The organism is Microbacterium sp. (assembly GCF_041909575.1).
Classification (GTDB): domain Bacteria; phylum Actinomycetota; class Actinomycetes; order Actinomycetales; family Microbacteriaceae; genus Microbacterium.
The window spans coordinates 16,599-33,522 of record NZ_JAYRDE010000021.1 but is presented as its reverse complement, the minus strand read 5'-3'; the positions used below and the strand labels follow the sequence as shown (position 1 = coordinate 33,522).

Below are 16,924 nucleotides of genomic sequence, written 5' to 3'. Positions count from 1 at the left end.
GTGATCGTGGATGCCGCCGCCGGCGTGGTCACGACCGAGCCGACCGACGAGGAGCTCGACCGCGCGCGCAACCGTGCGGCCGACCGCGCCGCGGCGACCAGTGCGCCGATCACCGACGGCGCACTGGCGGACGGTACGCCGATCCCCCTGCTGGCCAACCTCGGCAACCCCGACGGAGCAGCCGACGCGGTCGCCCTCGGCGCCGAGGGCGTGGGCCTGTTCCGCACCGAGTTCCTCTTCCTCAGCTCGAGCCAGGCGCCGACCGTGGAGCAGCAGCGCGAGTCGTACACGAAGCTGCTGGCCGCGTTCCCCGGCAAGAAGGTCGTCGTGCGCGTGCTCGACGCCGGCGCCGACAAGCCGCTGGCGTTCCTCAATGACGCGCACGAGGAGAATCCCGCGCTCGGCCTCCGCGGCATCCGCGCACTGCGCGCCAGCGAGGACATCCTGCGCGAGCAGCTCACGGCGCTGGCCGAAGCGGATGCCGCGACCGACGCCGACCTGTGGGTCATGGCGCCGATGGTCGCAACCGTCGAGGAGGCGACGTACTTCACCGAACTCGCCCGCGACTACGGCATCAAGACCGCCGGAGTCATGGTCGAGGTGCCGTCTTCGGCGCTGCTGGCCGACCGCATCCTCGGCTTCGCCGACTTCGCGTCGATCGGCACGAACGACCTCACGCAGTACACGATGGCCGCCGACCGCCTGCTCGGCTCGGTCGCCGCGTTCCAGGACCCGTGGCACCCCGCGGTGCTGCGGCTCATCCGCGAGGTCGGCGACGCCGGCCGCATCAACCGCAAGCCGGTGGGCATCTGCGGTGAGGCGGCAGCGGACCCTCTCCTCGCCGTCGTGCTCGTGGGCCTCGGCGCCACGAGCCTGTCCATGGCTCCCACGGCGATCGCCGATGTGAGGGCCACCCTCCTCCAGCACAGCCTCGACGACGCGCGGGAGATCGCGCAGGCTGCCCTCGCCGCGAATGACGCGGCATCCGCCCGAACCGCGGCCCAGCAGGCCGCAACCCCAACCAGCAAGGAGACACAGCCATGACATCGTCGTCTGCCAACGTGAAGAAGCCGGGGGGCGCGCGCGTCGCGGTCCAGCGCTTCGGCACGTTCCTCTCGGGCATGATCATGCCCAACATCGCGGCGTTCATCGCCTGGGGCTTCATCACCATGCTGTTCATCGCCGTGGGATGGCTCGGCTGGTGGACACCGGTCGCCCCGCTCCTCGGCGGATTCGGCAACGCGGACGTGATCAACTGGCCGGGAGCGATGACCGCGATCGCGCTCGACGAGAACGGCGATCCCTACAACAGGTTCGTCGGCCTGGTGGGCCCGATGATCACCTACCTGCTCCCGCTCCTCATTGCGAACACCGGAGGCCGCATGGTCTACGGCGAGCGCGGCGGCGTCGTTGCGACGATCGCGACGATGGGTGTGATCGTCGGTACGAACATTCCGATGTTCCTCGGCGCGATGATCATGGCTCCGTTCGCGGCATGGGTCACCAAGCAGATGGACAAGCTGTGGGACGGCAAGATCAAGCCCGGCTTCGAGATGCTCGTCAACAACTTCTCGGCCGGCATCCTCGGCATGATCCTCGCGATCGTCGGTTTCTTCGTCTTCGGGCCGGCGATCCTGTGGTTCAGCGATGTGCTGGGCGCAGCGGTCGGATGGCTGGTCGCCTACAACCTGCTGCCCCTTGTGTCGATCATCGTCGAGCCCGCGAAGGTGCTGTTCCTCAACAACGCCATCAACCACGGCGTCTTCACGCCTCTCGGCATCGAGCAGGCGACGGAGACCGGCAAGTCGATCCTCTTCCTCATCGAGGCGAACCCCGGACCGGGCCTCGGTCTGCTGCTCGCGTTCACGTTCTTCGGGGTCGGTGCGGCGAGGGCATCGGCACCGGGCGCGATCATCATCCAGTTCTTCGGCGGAATCCACGAGATCTACTTCCCGTACGCGCTGGCCAAGCCGATGACGATCCTGGCGCTGATCGCCGGTGGCGCGACGGGCGTCACCACGAACATGCTCCTCAACGGGGGACTGGCCTTCCCGGCTGCGCCGGGCAGCATCATCGCGGTCACGGCGGCCGCAGTGAGTCCCGCCGCTGGCGGAGTGGGCAACCTGCTCGTCGTGTACCTCTCCGTGATCCTGGCAGCGACCGTGACATTCCTGGTCGCAGGCGTCATCCTGCGGGCGTCCCGCAAGCGCGACCTTCTCGCCGAGGCGGACATGTTCGGCGCCGCGATCGCCCAGACCGAGGCGAATAAGGGCAAGACCTCTGCTGCGATGGACGCGCTGCGCGCATCCGACGGTAAGGACCGCGAAGCCATCCGCGAAGCCGAGGAGGCGCTCGACAAGCTCGAGACCGAGGCCGAGACCGCAGGGCTCGCCGACGGCGGTGTCCTCACCACCAAGCGCGTGAAGAACATCGTGTTCGCGTGCGACGCGGGGATGGGCTCGTCGGCGATGGGCGCGAGCGTGCTGCGCAACAAGATCAAGAAGGCGGGCATCGAGGACGTCACGGTCGTGAACAAGGCGATTGCGAACCTGGATGCCTCGGCCGACCTGGTCATCACGCAGAACCAGCTCACCGACCGGGCGCGCAAGCAGACGCCGGACGCGGTGCACGTGTCGGTGGACAACTTCATGAACTCGCCGAAGTACGACGAGGTCGTGGAACTGGTCCGCGACCAGCACCAGGATGGTGTGTAAGCGGCGCGGCACCAGCTGAGACAGCTGCGGGGTCGGGCGGCGAGATGCCCCCGACCCCGTGGCCTTCGCACGAAGACCGCGGATGCGGCATCCGGCAACCAGAAAGGCAATCGAAATGGCACGTGACGTTCTGAGCATCGGTCAGGTCCGCATCCACAGCGGGAGCGCGACACGCGAGGAGGCCATGAAGGAGGCCGCCGACATCCTCGAGGCGGTGGGCGCCGTGACGAGCGCGTACTTCGACGCGATGCAGCAGCGGGAGCAGACCGTTTCGACCTACATGGGCAACGAGCTCGCCATCCCCCACGGCACCAACGAGACCAAGGCGGCGATTCTCGAGTCCGCTCTGTCGGTCGTCCGCTACGACGGCGGCGTGGACTGGGGCGGCGAGCCCGTCACGTTCGTCATCGGCATCGCCGGCAAGGGCGATGAGCACCTCGAGATACTGTCGCAGATCGCGATCCTGTTCTCCGACGAGGACGAGGTCGAGCGCCTCAAGGAAGCTCAGACACCCGAGGAGCTGTACCAGCTCGTGTCGGCGGCGGGCGTCTGATGAAGGCGGTCCACTTCGGGGCAGGCAACATCGGGCGCGGCTTCGTCGGGCTCCTGCTGCACGAGGGCGGCTACGAACTCGTGTTCTCCGATGTGGCCGCTCCCCTCGTCGACGCGATCAACGCGGTCGACGGCTACACCGTGCACGAGGTCGGCGACGGCGGGCGCGACACCGTGGTGACCGGGTTCCGGGCCATCAACAGCGCCGAGAACGGGCAGCAGGTCGTCGACGAGATCGCGACGGCGAACGTGGTCACCACCGCGGTCGGCCCGACGATCCTCAAGTTCGTGGCGCCGCACATCGTGGCAGGCCTCGGGCACCGCGACCCGTCCGCACCGCCGCTGCAGATCATGGCGTGCGAGAACGCGATCAACGCCACCGACGTGCTGCGCGAGGAGATGAAGGCCGTCGCGGGCGACGCGTGGGAGGCGGTCAGCGCTTACGCCGTCTTCGCGAACACGGCGGTGGACCGCATCGTGCCGGCGCAGCCCGAGGGCGGAGGCGTCGACGTGACCGTCGAGCCGTTCTACGAGTGGGCGATCGAGCGCCCGCCGTTCGGCGACGATCCGCCGAACATCCCAGGCGCCCACTTCGTCGACGACCTGGCTCCCTACATCGAGCGCAAGCTCTTCACCGTCAACACCGGCCACGCGACGACCGCGTACTTCGGTGCCCGCGCAGGCATCGACACCATCGCGGCGGCCCTCGCCGACCCCGAGATCGCCGCGAGCGTCGAAGCCACGCTCGAGGAGACCTCGGCTCTCCTGACCGCGAAGCACGGCCTCGACCCGGACGAGCTCGCGCAGTACCGGGCGACGATCCTCGGGCGCTTCCACAACGCCGCGCTGCCCGACACGGTCTGGCGCGTCGGGCGGCAGCCGCTGCGCAAGCTCTCACGCCATGAGAGGTTCGTCGGGCCCGCCGCCGAAGCCGCCGAGCGCGGGCTCGGCGTCAACGCCCTCGTCGAGGCGATGCGCGCCGCCCTCGCGTTCGACGACGGCGAGGATCCCCAGTCGGTGGACCTGCAGCGGATGCTGCGGGAGCAGGATGCCGCGACCTTCACCGCCACGGTGACAGGCCTCGACCCGGAGCATCCGCTCTTCGCCCGCATCGTCGCCGTCGTCGCGGACCAGCAGGCCGAGATCGGGGTCTGACGAGCGCGATTACGCTCGTGGGGTGACATCGTCCTCGTCGCCTGCTTCGTCCGACACCGGCCGACCCCCGCGCCGGCGACGCCGCGGCCGGCGGGTGCTGTGGTGGATCCTCGGCTCGCTCGTCGCGGCCCTCGTGCTCGCGGTGGGCGGCATCCTGATGTGGAGCCAGATCGGGGTGATGGCGGCCGAACCGGAGCCGCTGGCGGCCGTGCGGTCGGATCCTGCGATCGAGATCACCGACACATCGGGCGCGATCATCCTGTCGCCTGCGGGCACCGAGCCCGAGACCGGACTCGTCTTCATCCCCGGAGCGAAGGTCGATCCGTGGGCCTATGCGAACAACCTCGCCGGCCTGGTCGCCGACGGGGACGTGGCCGTGGTCATCACCAAGCCCTGGCTCAACCTGGCCTTCTTCGACCTGCGGCCGCTGTCGGCATTCACCGACCTGGTGCCTGGCGTGGACACGTGGGCCGTGGGCGGCCACTCGCTCGGCGGGGTGCGGGCGTGTCAGCTCGCCGGTGACGCCGATGCGCTCGTGCTCCTCGGCTCCTACTGCGCGAGCGACCTCTCGGACTCCGGCCTCGCGGTGCTCAGCGTCGCCGGCACCGAAGACGGGCTCTCGACGCCGGAGAAGATCGCCGACGCCCGTCCCCTGCTGCCGGCCGACGCCGACATGCAGGTCATCGAGGGCGCCAGCCACGCCTCGTTCGGCGACTACGGCCCGCAGGCGGGGGACGGCACACCCACGATCGACGATGCCGCGATGGACGCTGCCCTGACGCCACTCCTCCTCGGGTTCGCGGAAGGGCTCGCCACGCCCTGACTTTCGGTTAGCGCCCTGTAACCCGTAGGGTTTCTTCGCCGGACCGGCATCGCCGGATCGCCACGACGACGTGTGGGAGACCAATGAGCGAGCCTCGCTATGCCATCATCGGCGCCGGTCCGTCCGGGCTGTCGGCCGCGCGCGCCCTGCAGAAGGCCGGCCTCGAGTTCGACGGATACGAGGCATCGCGCGGGGTCGGCGGACTGTGGGACATCGAGAATCCGCGATCCACGATGTACGAATCCGCGCACCTGATCTCGTCGCGCACGACGACGGAGTTCGCGGAGTTCCCGATGGAGACCGCCGCCGACTACCCCGGCCATCGCACACTCGTCCGCTACTTCCGCGACTTCGCCGATCGCTTCGCCCTCACCCGGCGCTTCCGGTTCGACACGAAGGTGACCGCACTCGTCCGCCGTGACGACGGCGGATGGATGCTGCGCGCCAGCGGCCCCGACGGTCCGATCGAGCAGCGCTACGACGGGGTGATCCTGGCCAACGGCACTCTCGCCGAGCCGAACATCCCGGCGTTCCGCGGCGAGTTCACCGGCGAGCTGCTCCATACGAGCGCGTACAAGAGCGCGACCCAGCTGACCGGCAAGCGGGTTCTCATCATCGGGGCGGGGAACTCCGCCTGCGACATCGCCGTCGACGCGGTGCACCACGCGGCATCCGTCGACATGAGCGTGCGCCGTGGCTACTACTTCGTGCCGCGCTACCTGTTCGGCAGGCCCAGCGACACCCTCAACCAGGGACGCCCCCTCCCCGCCCGCATCAAGCAGTTCGTCGACCGCAGAGTGCTCCGCGCCTTCACCGGCGATCCGGTGCGCTTCGGATTCCCGAAGCCGCACTACAAGCTCTACGAGTCCCACCCGATCGTCAACACGCTGATCCTCAACCACCTGGGACAGGGCGATCTCGCCATCCGCTCCGACATCGACCGGTTCGACGGTCGCACCGTGCACTTCCGCGACGGATCGAGCGGCGAGTACGACCTCGTGCTGCTGGCGACCGGCTACACGCTGGACTACCCGTTCGTATCCCGCGACGAGCTCAACTGGACCGGCTGGTCGCCGAAGCTGTTCCTCAACATCTTCCCGCCCGCCTTCAACGGTCTGTACGTGATGGGCATGATCGAGGCATCCGGCATCGGCTGGCAGGGACGCTACGAGCAGGCCGAGCTCGTCGCGGAATACCTCGCCGCACGGGAGCGCCGTCCCGAGCGTGCGGCGGCCTTCCGCCGGCGGGTCGCGACGTCGCCCTGGCCCGACCTCACCGGTGGCTACAACTACCTCGGGCTCGAGCGGATGTCGTACTACGTCAACAAGGACGCCTACCGGCGAGCGGTCCGCACAGCCACGGCCTCGCTGCGCGACGCCGCGCCGGATGCACCGGATGCCTCGGGCCGAGGCATCCGTCGCCGTCGAGCGAAGCGGAAGGTCACGGCATGAACCCCGACGACATCGCCCTCAACTTCAACCCGGGCACGCTCGTGATCCTCAACGTGGTGCTGGGCCTGATCATGTTCGGGATCGCTCTGGACACGACCGTCGACGACTTCAAGGTCGTGCTGCGCAAGCCGAAGCCGTTCGTCATCGCGATCCTCGCGCAGCTCATCGTGCTGCCCGCCGTGACCTTCGGCCTGACCCTCATCCTGCCGGTGACGCCGTCGATGGCGCTGGGGATGATCCTCGTCGCGTGCTGCCCGCCCGGCAACATCTCGCAGGTGCTGACGCACCGCTCGGGCGGGAACGTCGCCCTGTCGGTCTCGATGACGGCCGTGTCGAACGTGATCTACATCTTCGCCCTGCCGCTGAGCGTGGCGTTCTGGGGCTCGCTGCACCCCACGGCGAGCACGCTGCTCGAGGCCGTCGAGCTCAATGCGTGGGCGATGCTGCTGGACATCTTCCTCATCATCGGACTGCCGTTCGCGGCCGGTCTGTTCCTCCGCCACCGGTTCCCCGTGTTCGCCGCGAAGGTGCAGCCGTTCGTGAAGTGGTTCTCGCTGCTGGCGCTCGTGGGCTTCATCGTGGCGGCGCTCGTCGGGAACTGGGCCTACTTCGTCGCATTCCTCGGCATCATCGTGCTCGTGGTGACGATCCACGATGCGGTGGCGCTCGCCATCGGCTACAGCACGGCGGTGGTCGGCGGCCTCGGCACGCGGGAGCGCAAGGCCATGACCTTCGAGGTCGGCATCCGAAACGCCGGCCTGGGCCTCGGCCTGGTGTTCGCGTTCTTCGGAGGTCTCGGCGGCATGGCCATCGTCGCCGGATGGTGGGGCATCTGGGACATCATCGCCGGGCTCATCGTCGCCGCCCTGTGGGCCCGTCACACCCGTCGTCGCACGGGATCCGCCAAGGGCGATGCGTCGCGCCACGCGCGCGGGGCGGGTGGCGTCACGGATGCCGCAACCCCGGGCACGCCGGACGGTGCGGCCGAGGATCCGGCCCGATGAGCGCTCGCGTCCTTGTCACGGGCGGCGCCGGCTTCCTCGGGTCCCACGTCGTGGCGGCACTCGTCGACCACCCCGGTGTGGACCTGGTCGTCGCCGGCGACGTGCGCCGGCCGGAGCATCCGATCGACGGAGTCGTCTACGACGACTGCGACGTCACCCGGCCCGCCGGGCTGGCTCCCCTGCTGGAGCGCCACGGGATCGACGTGGTCGTTCACCTCGCCGCCATCGTGAACCCGGGCCGCGATCACGATCTCGAGTACCAGGTCGATGTCGAGGGCTCGCGCAACATCGTCGACGCGTGCGTCGCGACCGGGGTGCGCCGCCTCGTCGTCTCGTCATCGGGAGCCGCGTACGGCTATCACCCCGACAGCCCGGAATGGCTGCGCGAGAGCGACCCGATTCGGGGCAACGACGAGTTCCCCTACGCGCGGCACAAGCGGCTGGTCGAGGAGATGCTCGCCGAGACGCGGCGCCTGCATCCCGAACTCGAGCAGGTCGTGTTCCGGATCGGCACGATCCTCGGCCCGACGGTGCAGAACCAGATCACGGCGCTGTGGGCGGGCCGCCGCATCCTCGCCGTCCGCGGCTCGGATTCCCCGTTCGTGTTCGTGTGGGTCGACGATGTCGCCGGTGCGATGGCGCGTGCCGCGACCGACGGCCCCGCCGGCACCTACAACGTCGCCGGCGACGGGCGCATGACCGTGCACGAGATCGCCCGGCGCCTGCGCAAGCCGACGATCACCGTGCCGCCGGGCCTGCTCGCGTTCGCCCTGCGGGTAGGACGCATACTCCGCCTCACCGTCCACGGCCCGGAGCAGGTCGGCTTCCTGCGCTACCGTCCCGTGCTCGCCAACGACGCGCTGAAGCGGGACTTCGGCTTCGTCCCCGCGAAGACGTCGGCCGAGGCCTTCGACGCCTACCTCGAGACCCACCCGGGCGTCGCGCGGGGCTGAGCCGCGGCATCCGGTCGCCGCCGGCGCCTCCCTTCACAGGGCCGCCCGCCACAACTCCTCAGTTTCGACGTTCTGGCGGCAATCCGAGGACGCCGGATGCCGAGAACCTCGCAGATCTGAGGAGTTCGTGCAGCCGCGATCGGTCGCGTGGCTGCACCGCCTCCTCCCCCGACGCCCACCGCGCCCGGTAGCCCACCGATCTCGGGGCCGCACGACCGCGGCGAAGGAGGAGGAAGAGGATCGAGCGATGTCGCCCCAGCCCGCATCCCGTCCCGCCGTGACGTCGTTCATCACCCGCGCTGCCCTTCACCAGGCGGGCCTTACGCGAGATGGGATCGATCGTGCCCTCGCCGCCGGAACGCTCATCCGCCTGCGCAGAGGGCGATATGTCACAGCCGACGTGCACGAAGAGGTGATCCGCGCGGGCACGCTGGGCGGCAGGCTGGACTGCCTCTCCCTGCTCCGGCACCTCGGCGTCTTCGTGCTCGCGACGCCTCCGCTCCACCTGCAGGTCGACGTCGGCGCCAGCAGGCTCCCCGAGCGTCCGCACGGGGTCGTCTGTCACTGGCGGGCGTCGGAGGCTCCGCCCGACGCGCTCCTCGCGAACCGGGTCGAAGCCCTCGCACAAGCCGTGAAGTGCCAGGATCCCCGAGCGGCGATCGCCACTCTCGACAGCGCGCTGCATCTCGGATTCATCGACGAAGCCGACCTCGCGCGAGTGTTCGCGAGACTCCCTCGCCGCCATCAGGCCCTGCGGCCCCTCCTCGACGCCCGGAGCGAGGCGGGCTCCGAATCGCTGATGCGCCTTGTGCTTCGCACCCTCGGTTGCCACCTCGAGGTCCAGGTCGTCATCCATGGAGTCGGCAGGGTCGACTTCGTGGTCGACGGCTGGCTGATCATCGAGTGCGACAGCACGGAGTTCCATTCGTCCTGGGAGGCTCGGAAGAAGGACCGGAGGCGAGACCTGGCCGCCGCAGCCCTCGGATACTCGACCGTCCGGATCCTCGCCGAGGACATCTTCTTCCATCGCGACGAGGTCCGCACCGCTCTCCAGGCCGTGCTCGATCACGGGCCGCGCGTCTCCCGTCGCGGACGCGGCCGACCGCCGCGGCCGCAACAACTCCTCAGAAGTTGACGGTTTCGACCGGTCTTGCGCCGTCAGACCGGCGGAATCCGGCCAATCTGAGGAGTTACGGCACCGGCCGGGCCGGCCGGTCGGGCACGGGTCAGGCGCCGAAGCCCTCGGCGATGAGCTCGATCAGCTCCTCGCGCTCCTCGACGGGCAGGAAGGCGCCGGCCGCGGCGTTGAGCTGGAAGGCCTCGAGGTCGTCCAGGCTGTACTCGAACGTCTCGGCCAGCAGCGCGAGCTCGCGCGTGAGCGACGTACGGCTCATCGTGCGGTTGTCGACGTTCACGGTGACGGCGAATCCGAGCTGGTAGAGCAGATCGAACGGGTGGTCTTCGATCGTGGTGCCCCAGCGCTCGACCGCGCCGGTCTGCAGGTTCGAGGACGGCGAGAGCTCGAGCGGGATCTCGCGGTCGCGCACCCAGCGCGCGAGGTCGCCGAACTGCACGAGCACCTCCTCGCCCGCGCGCGAGACGACCTCGAGGTCCTCGGCGATGCGCACGCCGTGGCCGAGGCGCAGGGCGCGCCCGTCGATGAGCGCGGATCGGATCGAGTCGAGACCGGCCGCCTCGCCCGCGTGCACGGTCGCCGGGAAGAACTCCGACGCGAGGTAGTCGAACGCCGCACGGTGGTTCGAGGCGGGGAACCCGTCCTCGGGACCGGCGATGTCGAAGCCGACGGCACCGCGAGCGCGCCAGTCGACCGCGAGCCGAGCGATCTCGAGCGAGCGGTCGGTGTGACGCATCGCGGTGATCAGCTGGCCGACGCGGATGTCGCGCCCGCCGCTCTCGGCGAGATCCTCACCCTCTTCGATGCCCTCCTGTACGGCCTCGACGACCTCGTTGAGCGACAGGCCGCCGGCCAGATGCTGCTCAGGCGCCCAGCGCACCTCGCCGTAGATCACGCCGTCGGCGGCGAGGTCCTCGACGAACTCGCGCGCGACGCGCGTCAGCCCCTCGCGGGTCTGCATGACCGCCGTCGTCAGGTCGAAGGTCTTGAGGTACTCGACGAGCGACCCGGAATCGCTCTTCTCGGCGAACCAGTCGGCCAGGTCGTCGGCGTCGGACTCGGGCACGTCGAGCCCGATCTCGTCCGCCAGCTCGATGATCGTGGCCGGCCGCACCCCGCCATCGAGGTGGTCGTGCAGAGACACCTTCGGCAGACTCCGGATCGACACGCCGTCGAGGAGGGCGTCTGCGTGCTGGTCGATGGGCATGAGTTCTCCTCGGGAGGCGTTCTGCGGGGGGTGGGGGACGGATGCCTGAGCCTAGGCCGTGATGCGTTCGAGCACGAGCGGGCCCGGGGCCGGAGCATCGGACCCGATCTCCCAGGCGCCCTCGAGGGCCTCCAGTGCACGCTCGAACCGGGAGGCATCCTCGCCGAGGAGGGTGAACAGCGGCTGTCCGGCCTCGATCCGGTCGCCGGGCTTCGCGTGCAGGTCGATCCCCGCGGCGTGGAGCACCGGGTCCTGGGCACGGGCGCGTCCGGCACCGAGGCGCCACGCGGCGATGCCGAACGGCAGCGCCTCGATGCGGGTCACGAACCCCGACGACGGGGCGGTCAAGGTGTGCGACTCGTTCGGCGCCGGGAGCGCGGCATCCGGGTCCCCGTCCTGGGCGAGGATCATGGCGCGCCACGCGTCCATCGCGCGCCCGTCGCGCAGCGCCGCCTCGACGTCGGCGTCGGGCTGTCCGGCGAGGGCCAGCATCTCGCGCGCGAGGGCGACGGTGAGCTCGACCACGTCGGCAGGTCCCCCGCCGGCGAGCACCTCGACGGACTCCCGGACCTCGTTCGCGTTCCCGATGGCGAGGCCCAGCGGCGTGTTCATGTCGGTGAGGAGGGCGGTCGTCGCCACACCGGAGTCGGTCCCCAGCGCGACCATCGTGCGGGCGAGCTCGCGCGCACGGTCGACGTCGCGCATGAAGGCGCCCGAGCCGAACTTGACGTCGAGCACGAGCGAGTCGGTGCCCTCGGCGATCTTCTTCGACATGATGCTCGATGCGATCAGCGGGATCGCCTCGACCGTGCCGGTGACGTCGCGCAGCGCGTACAGCTTCTTGTCGGCCGGCGCGAGGCCGGAGCCGGCCGCGCAGATCACGGCGCCGACGTCGCGCAGCTGCGCGAACATCTCGTCGTTGGAGAGCGCGGCCCGCCAGCCCGGGATCGACTCGAGCTTGTCGAGCGTTCCGCCGGTGTGACCGAGGCCGCGGCCCGAGAGCTGCGGCACCGCCACGCCGAAGGCCGCGACCAGGGGCGCGAGCGGGAGCGTGATCTTGTCGCCGACGCCGCCGGTGGAGTGCTTGTCGACCGTCGGCTTGCCGAGTCCCGCGAAGCTCATGCGCTCGCCCGAGGCGATCATGGCGTCGGTCATGACGCGGATCTCGCCCCGCGTCATGCCGTTGAGGAGCACCGCCATCGCGAACGCCGCCATCTGCGAGTCGGCGACGTAGCCGCGGGTGTAGGCGTCGACCATCCAGCGCAGGGCGTCCTCGGGGACCTCGCCGCCGTCCCGCTTGGTGCGGATCACGTCGACCGCGTCGTGCGGCTCGACGGTGCTCGTCCCGCCGTCCGCGGTCATCGCGCCGCCTCTTCGAGGTCGCGCGGCCCGAACGCGTCGGGCAGGACCTCGTCGATGGTGCGGATGCCGGACACGGTCTCGAGGAGCATCCCGGGGATCGCGAACTCGTACAGCAGCTGACGGCAGCGGCCGCACGGCATGATCGTGTCACCGTGCCCGTTGACGCAGACGAACGCGACGAGGTTGCCGCCGCCGGACATCTGCAGCTCGCTCACCAGCCCGCACTCGGCGCACAGGCCGACCCCGTACGAGGCGTTCTCGACGTTGCAGCCGGTCACGATCCGGCCGTCCGTCACGAGCGCCGCGGCGCCGACCTTGTAGCGCGAGTACGGTGCGTACGCGCGCTGCATGGCCTCGGTCGCAGCGGCTCGCAGCTCATCCCAGTCGATGTCTGTCACGAACGCCTCTCAGCCCTTGATGTATGGTTTGCCGGCCGCCGCCGGACCGCGGATCTGCCCGGCGAATCCGGCGACCGCGATGATCGTGACGAGGTACGGCAGCATCAGCATGAACTCGCTGGGGATCGGCGTCTTGAGCACGGTCAGCAGGTTCTGCAGGTTCGTGGCGAAGCCGAACAGCAGCGCCGCGAGGGTCGCCCGGATCGGGTCCCAGCGGCCGAAGATGACCGCGGCGAGGGCGATGAAGCCGAGCCCCGCCGTCATCTCCTTGGTGAACTGCGGCACCGAGACCAGCGTGAAGTACGCGCCGCCGATGCCGGCGATCGCCCCGGCGAGCGACACGTTCCAGAAGCGGCTCGTGTTGACCTTGATGCCGACCGTGTCGGCGGCCTGCGGGTGCTCGCCCACAGCACGGAGGCGCAGTCCCCACCGGGTGCGGTAGAGACCCCACGCCACGATCGCGACCGTGAAGTACATGAGGTACACGATGAAGGTCTGGTTGAAGAGCACCGGACCGATGATCGGGATGTCACCCAGCACCGGGATCTCCCAGCGCGTGAAGCGGATGGGGCGGTTGAGGGCTTCTTCGTTCGGAACGAGCAGCGCGCCGTAGAGGAATCCGGTGAGGCCCGCGACCAGCACGTTGAGCACGACGCCGACGATCACCTGGTCGACGAGGTACTTGATCGAGAACGCCGCCAGGACGAACGCGACGAGCACGCCGCCGATCATCGCGCCGATGAGGCCGACGAACGGGTTGCCCGTGATGCTGGCCAGCAGCGCCGCACTGAAGGCGCCGAGCAGGAACTGGCCCTCGATCGCGACGTTGACCACGCCGACCCGTTCGCCGATGACACCGCCGAGTGCGCCGAAGATCAGCGGCACGGCGAGGGAGAGCGATCCGAACAGGAGACTCGTGACCGGCACCGACGCGGCCGCGGACGCCGCCGACCACGTGAGGAATGCGAAGATCGCGAGGACTCCGAAGACGATCGGCAGCCAGATTCCGGTCCGGCGGTAGGACCAGGCATCCCACACCGCCCACAGCGTGAGCAGCACGAGCAGGACGAGCACGCCCCACATCGTGGGGCCTGCCGGCACGCTGACATTGGGCAGCGCGATCGACGAGGTCGGGTCGCTCAGGCGGAACGTGCTGACGCCTCCGCGCGGCACGAGGAGGAACAGGAGGAAGAGCAGGATCGTGGCGATCCCGAGGCTGATGGCCAGCTTCCAGTGGCGGACCTTCACGGTCGCGAGCCGGATCGTGCCGTCGGCGGCGGTGGCGGGCGCGAGGGCGGTCATGCGTTCACCGCCTTCTTCGCGGCCTTGGCTCTCGCCTTGGCGGCCTTCTCGGCGTCGGTCTTCGGCAGGAAGAAGATCGTGCGGATCAGCGGAGGTGCAGCGATGAACAGCACGATGAGCGACTGCACGACGAGCACGATGTCGACCGGGATGCCCTGCGAGGCCTGCATCGTGAACGAGCCCGCCCTGAGGGCGCCGAACAGGAGGCCGGCGGCGAACACGCCCCAGGCGCGGCTGCGGCCGAGCAGTGCCACGGTGATCGCGGTGAAGCCGATCTCCGCGTCGATGGTGCCGTCGAACCCGCTGGTCACCGATCCCTGGATCTGGTTCATGGCGGCGAGGCCGGCCAGACCGCCCGCGAAGAGCATCGCGTAGATGTACATGCGCTGCACCGAGATGCCCGCGGCCCGCGCCGCGTGGGGATTCTCGCCCACGGCGCGCAGTCGCAGACCAAGGCTCGAGCGCTCGATGAGCCACCACACGAACACGGTCGCGCCGATGACGATGACGAAGCCCCAGTCCAGCAGCGGGAACCGCTCGCCGAGCAGGTTCGGGAACTGCGCGCTGGGCGGCGTCGGGTCCGAGATCGGCTGGTCCTCCGCTGCGCGCTGCAGCAGGCCCGGCGTGCGCACCATCCACGCCACGAGGTAGAACGCGACGTAGTTGAGCATGATCGTGAGGATCACTTCGTGCGCGCCGGTGCGGGCTTTCAGCACGCCGACGATGCCACCCCAGATCGCACCGCCCGCGATGCCGGCGGCGAGCGTGAGGGGCAGGTGCAGGAACATCGGCAGGTCGAGGTTGAACGTCACGAGCGCTGCGACGGCAGCGGCGATGAGCATCTGACCGCGGCCGCCGATGTTGAACAGGCCGACGCGGAACGCGAGGGCGACGCCGAGGCCGGCGGCGATCAGCGGCGCCGCGAAGCCGAGCGTGTTCGTGAGCGGGCGGATCTGCGTGGCGAAGTCGGACGCCCGCGGGTTGAAGATCGCCCCGCGGAACAGCGCCTCGTATCCGCCGTACACCGAGTTCCACACCGCGACGAGAGTGTCGCCCGGGCGGGCGAAGAAGTACACGGATGTCGCGCGCACGTCCTCGTCGGTGAGTGCCATCAGGATGCCGCCCACGACCATGGCGACGACGATCGCGAGGATCGTGGTCACCCAGTTGCTGCGGAGCATCTCCTTGATGGCGACGTTCTCCCGCGGCGGCGGCAGAACCTCGGCCTCGGGGCTTCCGGTCAGGGGCCCCGACACGGTGGGCAGCTGCTCGGGAGGAAGACCTCGCGTGGGCTCGGACGCCCCCGGCGTCATGCCCTTGCCGTCGTCGCTCACGCTGCCACCCCGCTTCCCGGCGTCTCGCCGGCCATCATCAGACCCAGCACGTCGCGCGGGGTGTCGCCGGGCACGATGCCCACGATCGCGCCGCGGTACATCACGGCGATGCGGTCGGCGAGGGCGGCGACCTCGTCGAGCTCGGTCGAGACCACGAGCACGGGCACGCCCGAGTCGCGCGTCTCGACGATACGCGTGTGGATGAACTCGATGGATCCGACGTCGACGCCGCGCGTCGGCTGCGCGGCGACGAGGAGCTTGAGCTCGCGGCTCATCTCGCGCGCGATCACGACCTTCTGCTGGTTGCCGCCGGACAGCGTGCCGGCGGGGACGTCGGGGCCCTGGGTTCGGATGTCGTACTCGGCGATGCGCGCTGCAGCGAACTCCTCGAGGGCGGCGCGGCGGATGGTGCCGCCGCGCATGAACTCCCGGTCGCCCGACCGATCCAGGATGAGGTTCTCGGCGACCGAGAACCCGCCGACCAGTCCGTCCTCGGTGCGGTCCTCCGGCACGAAGCCGACGCCTTCGTCGAGGATGCCGCGCACGCTCTTGCCGACGAGCTCGACTCCGTCGAGGGTGATCGAGCCGGTGGTGCGGTCCGCGAGGCCGACGATCGCCTCGACGAGTTCGGTCTGGCCGTTGCCCTGCACACCGGCGAGGGCGAGGATCTCGCCCGGCCGCACGTCGAAGCTGACGTTGTCGACGACGACGGCGCCCGTGGCGGTCACCACCCGCAGGTCGGCGACCGAGAGTCCGCCCTCGCCGATCTTCGCCTCGTCCTTGTGCACGGTGAGCTCGACGGCACGGCCCACCATGAGCGAGGCGAGCTCGGCATTGGTGGCGGTCGGCGCCGCCTCGCCGACGACCTTTCCGAGCCGGATGACGGTGATGCGATCGGCGACCGCCCGCACCTCGCGGAGCTTGTGGGTGATGAACACGATCGAGGTGCCCTCATCGCGAAGCTGGCGCATGATCGCCATCAGCTCGTCGGTCTCCTGTGGGGTCAGGACCGCCGTGGGCTCGTCGAACACGAGCACCTTCGCGTCGCGCGAGAGCGCCTTGATGATCTCGACGCGCTGCTGCACGCCGACCGGCAGGTCGCCGACGATCGCATCGGGGTCGACCTCGAAGCCGAAGCGCTGGGCGACGTCGCGGACGTGCTGCCGGGCCTTGTTGAGGTCGAGCGCTCCGAGTGCCTTCGTGCTCTCGTGGCCCAGCATCACGTTCTCGGCGACGGTGAAGACGGGGATGAGCATGAAGTGCTGGTGCACCATGCCGATTCCGGCGGCCATGGCATCGCCGGGCCCCCGGAAGTTCTGGACGGCATCGTCCAGGAGGATCTCTCCCTCGTCGGCCTGATAGAGACCGTAGAGGACGTTCATGAGCGTGGACTTGCCTGCGCCGTTCTCGCCCAGCAGGGCGTGGATCTCTCCGGGCTGGACCACGAGATCGATGTGGTCGTTCGCGACGAGGGATCCGAAGCGCTTCGTGATGCCACGGAGCTCGAGCTTCATATCTGCACCTTATCCAGTGT

Annotated in this window: 15 protein-coding genes; 9 read left to right on the top strand and 6 right to left on the bottom strand. The window is 69.6% G+C overall.

The window, feature by feature from the left end; translation table 11 throughout:
* From ACE3O1_RS05155 to ACE3O1_RS05115, 9 genes are all read left to right on the top strand, one after another.
* A partial coding sequence (locus ACE3O1_RS05155; RefSeq protein WP_374313117.1) for a putative PEP-binding protein occupies positions 1 to 1,044 on the top strand: 1,044 nt, incomplete at its 5' end.
* Positions 1,041 to 2,714, top strand: coding sequence for a PTS mannitol transporter subunit IICB (locus tag ACE3O1_RS05150; protein ID WP_374313115.1), 1,674 nt, complete (start codon positions 1,041 to 1,043; stop codon positions 2,712 to 2,714). The genes ACE3O1_RS05155 and ACE3O1_RS05150, both read left to right, overlap by 4 nt.
* 115 nt (positions 2,715 to 2,829) lie before the next feature.
* Positions 2,830 to 3,267: a PTS sugar transporter subunit IIA gene (locus ACE3O1_RS05145; protein WP_374313113.1), complete on the top strand. Its 438-nt coding sequence runs from the start codon at positions 2,830 to 2,832 to the stop codon at positions 3,265 to 3,267.
* Positions 3,267 to 4,421, top strand: coding sequence for a mannitol-1-phosphate 5-dehydrogenase (locus ACE3O1_RS05140; RefSeq protein ID WP_374313111.1), 1,155 nt, complete (start codon positions 3,267 to 3,269; stop codon positions 4,419 to 4,421). The genes ACE3O1_RS05145 and ACE3O1_RS05140 overlap by 1 nt, the downstream gene beginning before the upstream one ends.
* A 22-nt stretch (positions 4,422 to 4,443) precedes the next feature.
* Complete coding sequence (locus ACE3O1_RS05135; RefSeq protein ID WP_374313109.1) at positions 4,444 to 5,244, top strand: alpha/beta hydrolase; 801 nt, start codon at positions 4,444 to 4,446, stop codon at positions 5,242 to 5,244.
* Between the two features lie 83 nt (positions 5,245 to 5,327).
* Entirely contained in the window at positions 5,328 to 6,695 is a 1,368-nt protein-coding gene (locus ACE3O1_RS05130; protein WP_374313107.1) for a flavin-containing monooxygenase, read from the top strand.
* A complete protein-coding gene (locus ACE3O1_RS05125) occupies positions 6,692 to 7,699 on the top strand; it encodes a bile acid:sodium symporter family protein (protein WP_374313105.1) in 1,008 nt (335 codons plus the stop codon). Before ACE3O1_RS05130 ends, ACE3O1_RS05125 begins: the two co-directional genes overlap by 4 nt.
* Positions 7,696 to 8,652 (top strand): SDR family oxidoreductase, encoded by a 957-nt coding sequence (locus tag ACE3O1_RS05120; protein ID WP_374313104.1) that lies wholly within the window; start codon positions 7,696 to 7,698, stop codon positions 8,650 to 8,652. Before ACE3O1_RS05125 ends, ACE3O1_RS05120 begins: the two co-directional genes overlap by 4 nt.
* Positions 8,653 to 8,899: 247 nt before the next feature.
* Complete coding sequence (locus tag ACE3O1_RS05115; protein ID WP_374313102.1) at positions 8,900 to 9,787, top strand: endonuclease domain-containing protein; 888 nt, start codon at positions 8,900 to 8,902, stop codon at positions 9,785 to 9,787.
* 91 nt (positions 9,788 to 9,878) lie between these two features.
* On the opposite strand, the gene ACE3O1_RS05110 is transcribed toward ACE3O1_RS05115, so the two are convergent.
* Genes ACE3O1_RS05110 through ACE3O1_RS05085 form a run of 6 tightly spaced genes read right to left on the bottom strand, consistent with a single transcriptional unit; the run spans position 9,879 to position 16,904 of the window.
* Positions 9,879 to 10,994 carry an adenosine deaminase gene (locus tag ACE3O1_RS05110; RefSeq protein WP_374313100.1) on the bottom strand — a complete coding sequence of 372 codons (1,116 nt, stop codon included), beginning with the start codon at positions 10,992 to 10,994 and terminating at the stop codon, positions 9,879 to 9,881.
* Between the two features lie 51 nt (positions 10,995 to 11,045).
* A complete protein-coding gene (locus ACE3O1_RS05105; protein WP_374313098.1) occupies positions 11,046 to 12,356 on the bottom strand; it encodes a thymidine phosphorylase in 1,311 nt (436 codons plus the stop codon).
* Positions 12,353 to 12,754 carry a cytidine deaminase gene (locus ACE3O1_RS05100; RefSeq protein WP_374313096.1) on the bottom strand — a complete coding sequence of 134 codons (402 nt, stop codon included), beginning with the start codon at positions 12,752 to 12,754 and terminating at the stop codon, positions 12,353 to 12,355. Before ACE3O1_RS05100 ends, ACE3O1_RS05105 begins: the two co-directional genes overlap by 4 nt.
* Before the next feature lie 9 nt (positions 12,755 to 12,763).
* The gene (locus ACE3O1_RS05095; RefSeq protein ID WP_374313094.1) at positions 12,764 to 14,056 is read right to left on the bottom strand and encodes an ABC transporter permease; all 1,293 of its coding nucleotides are present in this window, start codon (positions 14,054 to 14,056) and stop codon (positions 12,764 to 12,766) included.
* Entirely contained in the window at positions 14,053 to 15,369 is a 1,317-nt protein-coding gene (locus ACE3O1_RS05090; protein ID WP_374313119.1) for an ABC transporter permease, read from the bottom strand. Before ACE3O1_RS05090 ends, ACE3O1_RS05095 begins: the two co-directional genes overlap by 4 nt.
* A 17-nt stretch (positions 15,370 to 15,386) precedes the next feature.
* A complete protein-coding gene (locus ACE3O1_RS05085; RefSeq protein ID WP_374313092.1) occupies positions 15,387 to 16,904 on the bottom strand; it encodes an ABC transporter ATP-binding protein in 1,518 nt (505 codons plus the stop codon).
* Positions 16,905 to 16,924: the final 20 nt, after the last annotated feature.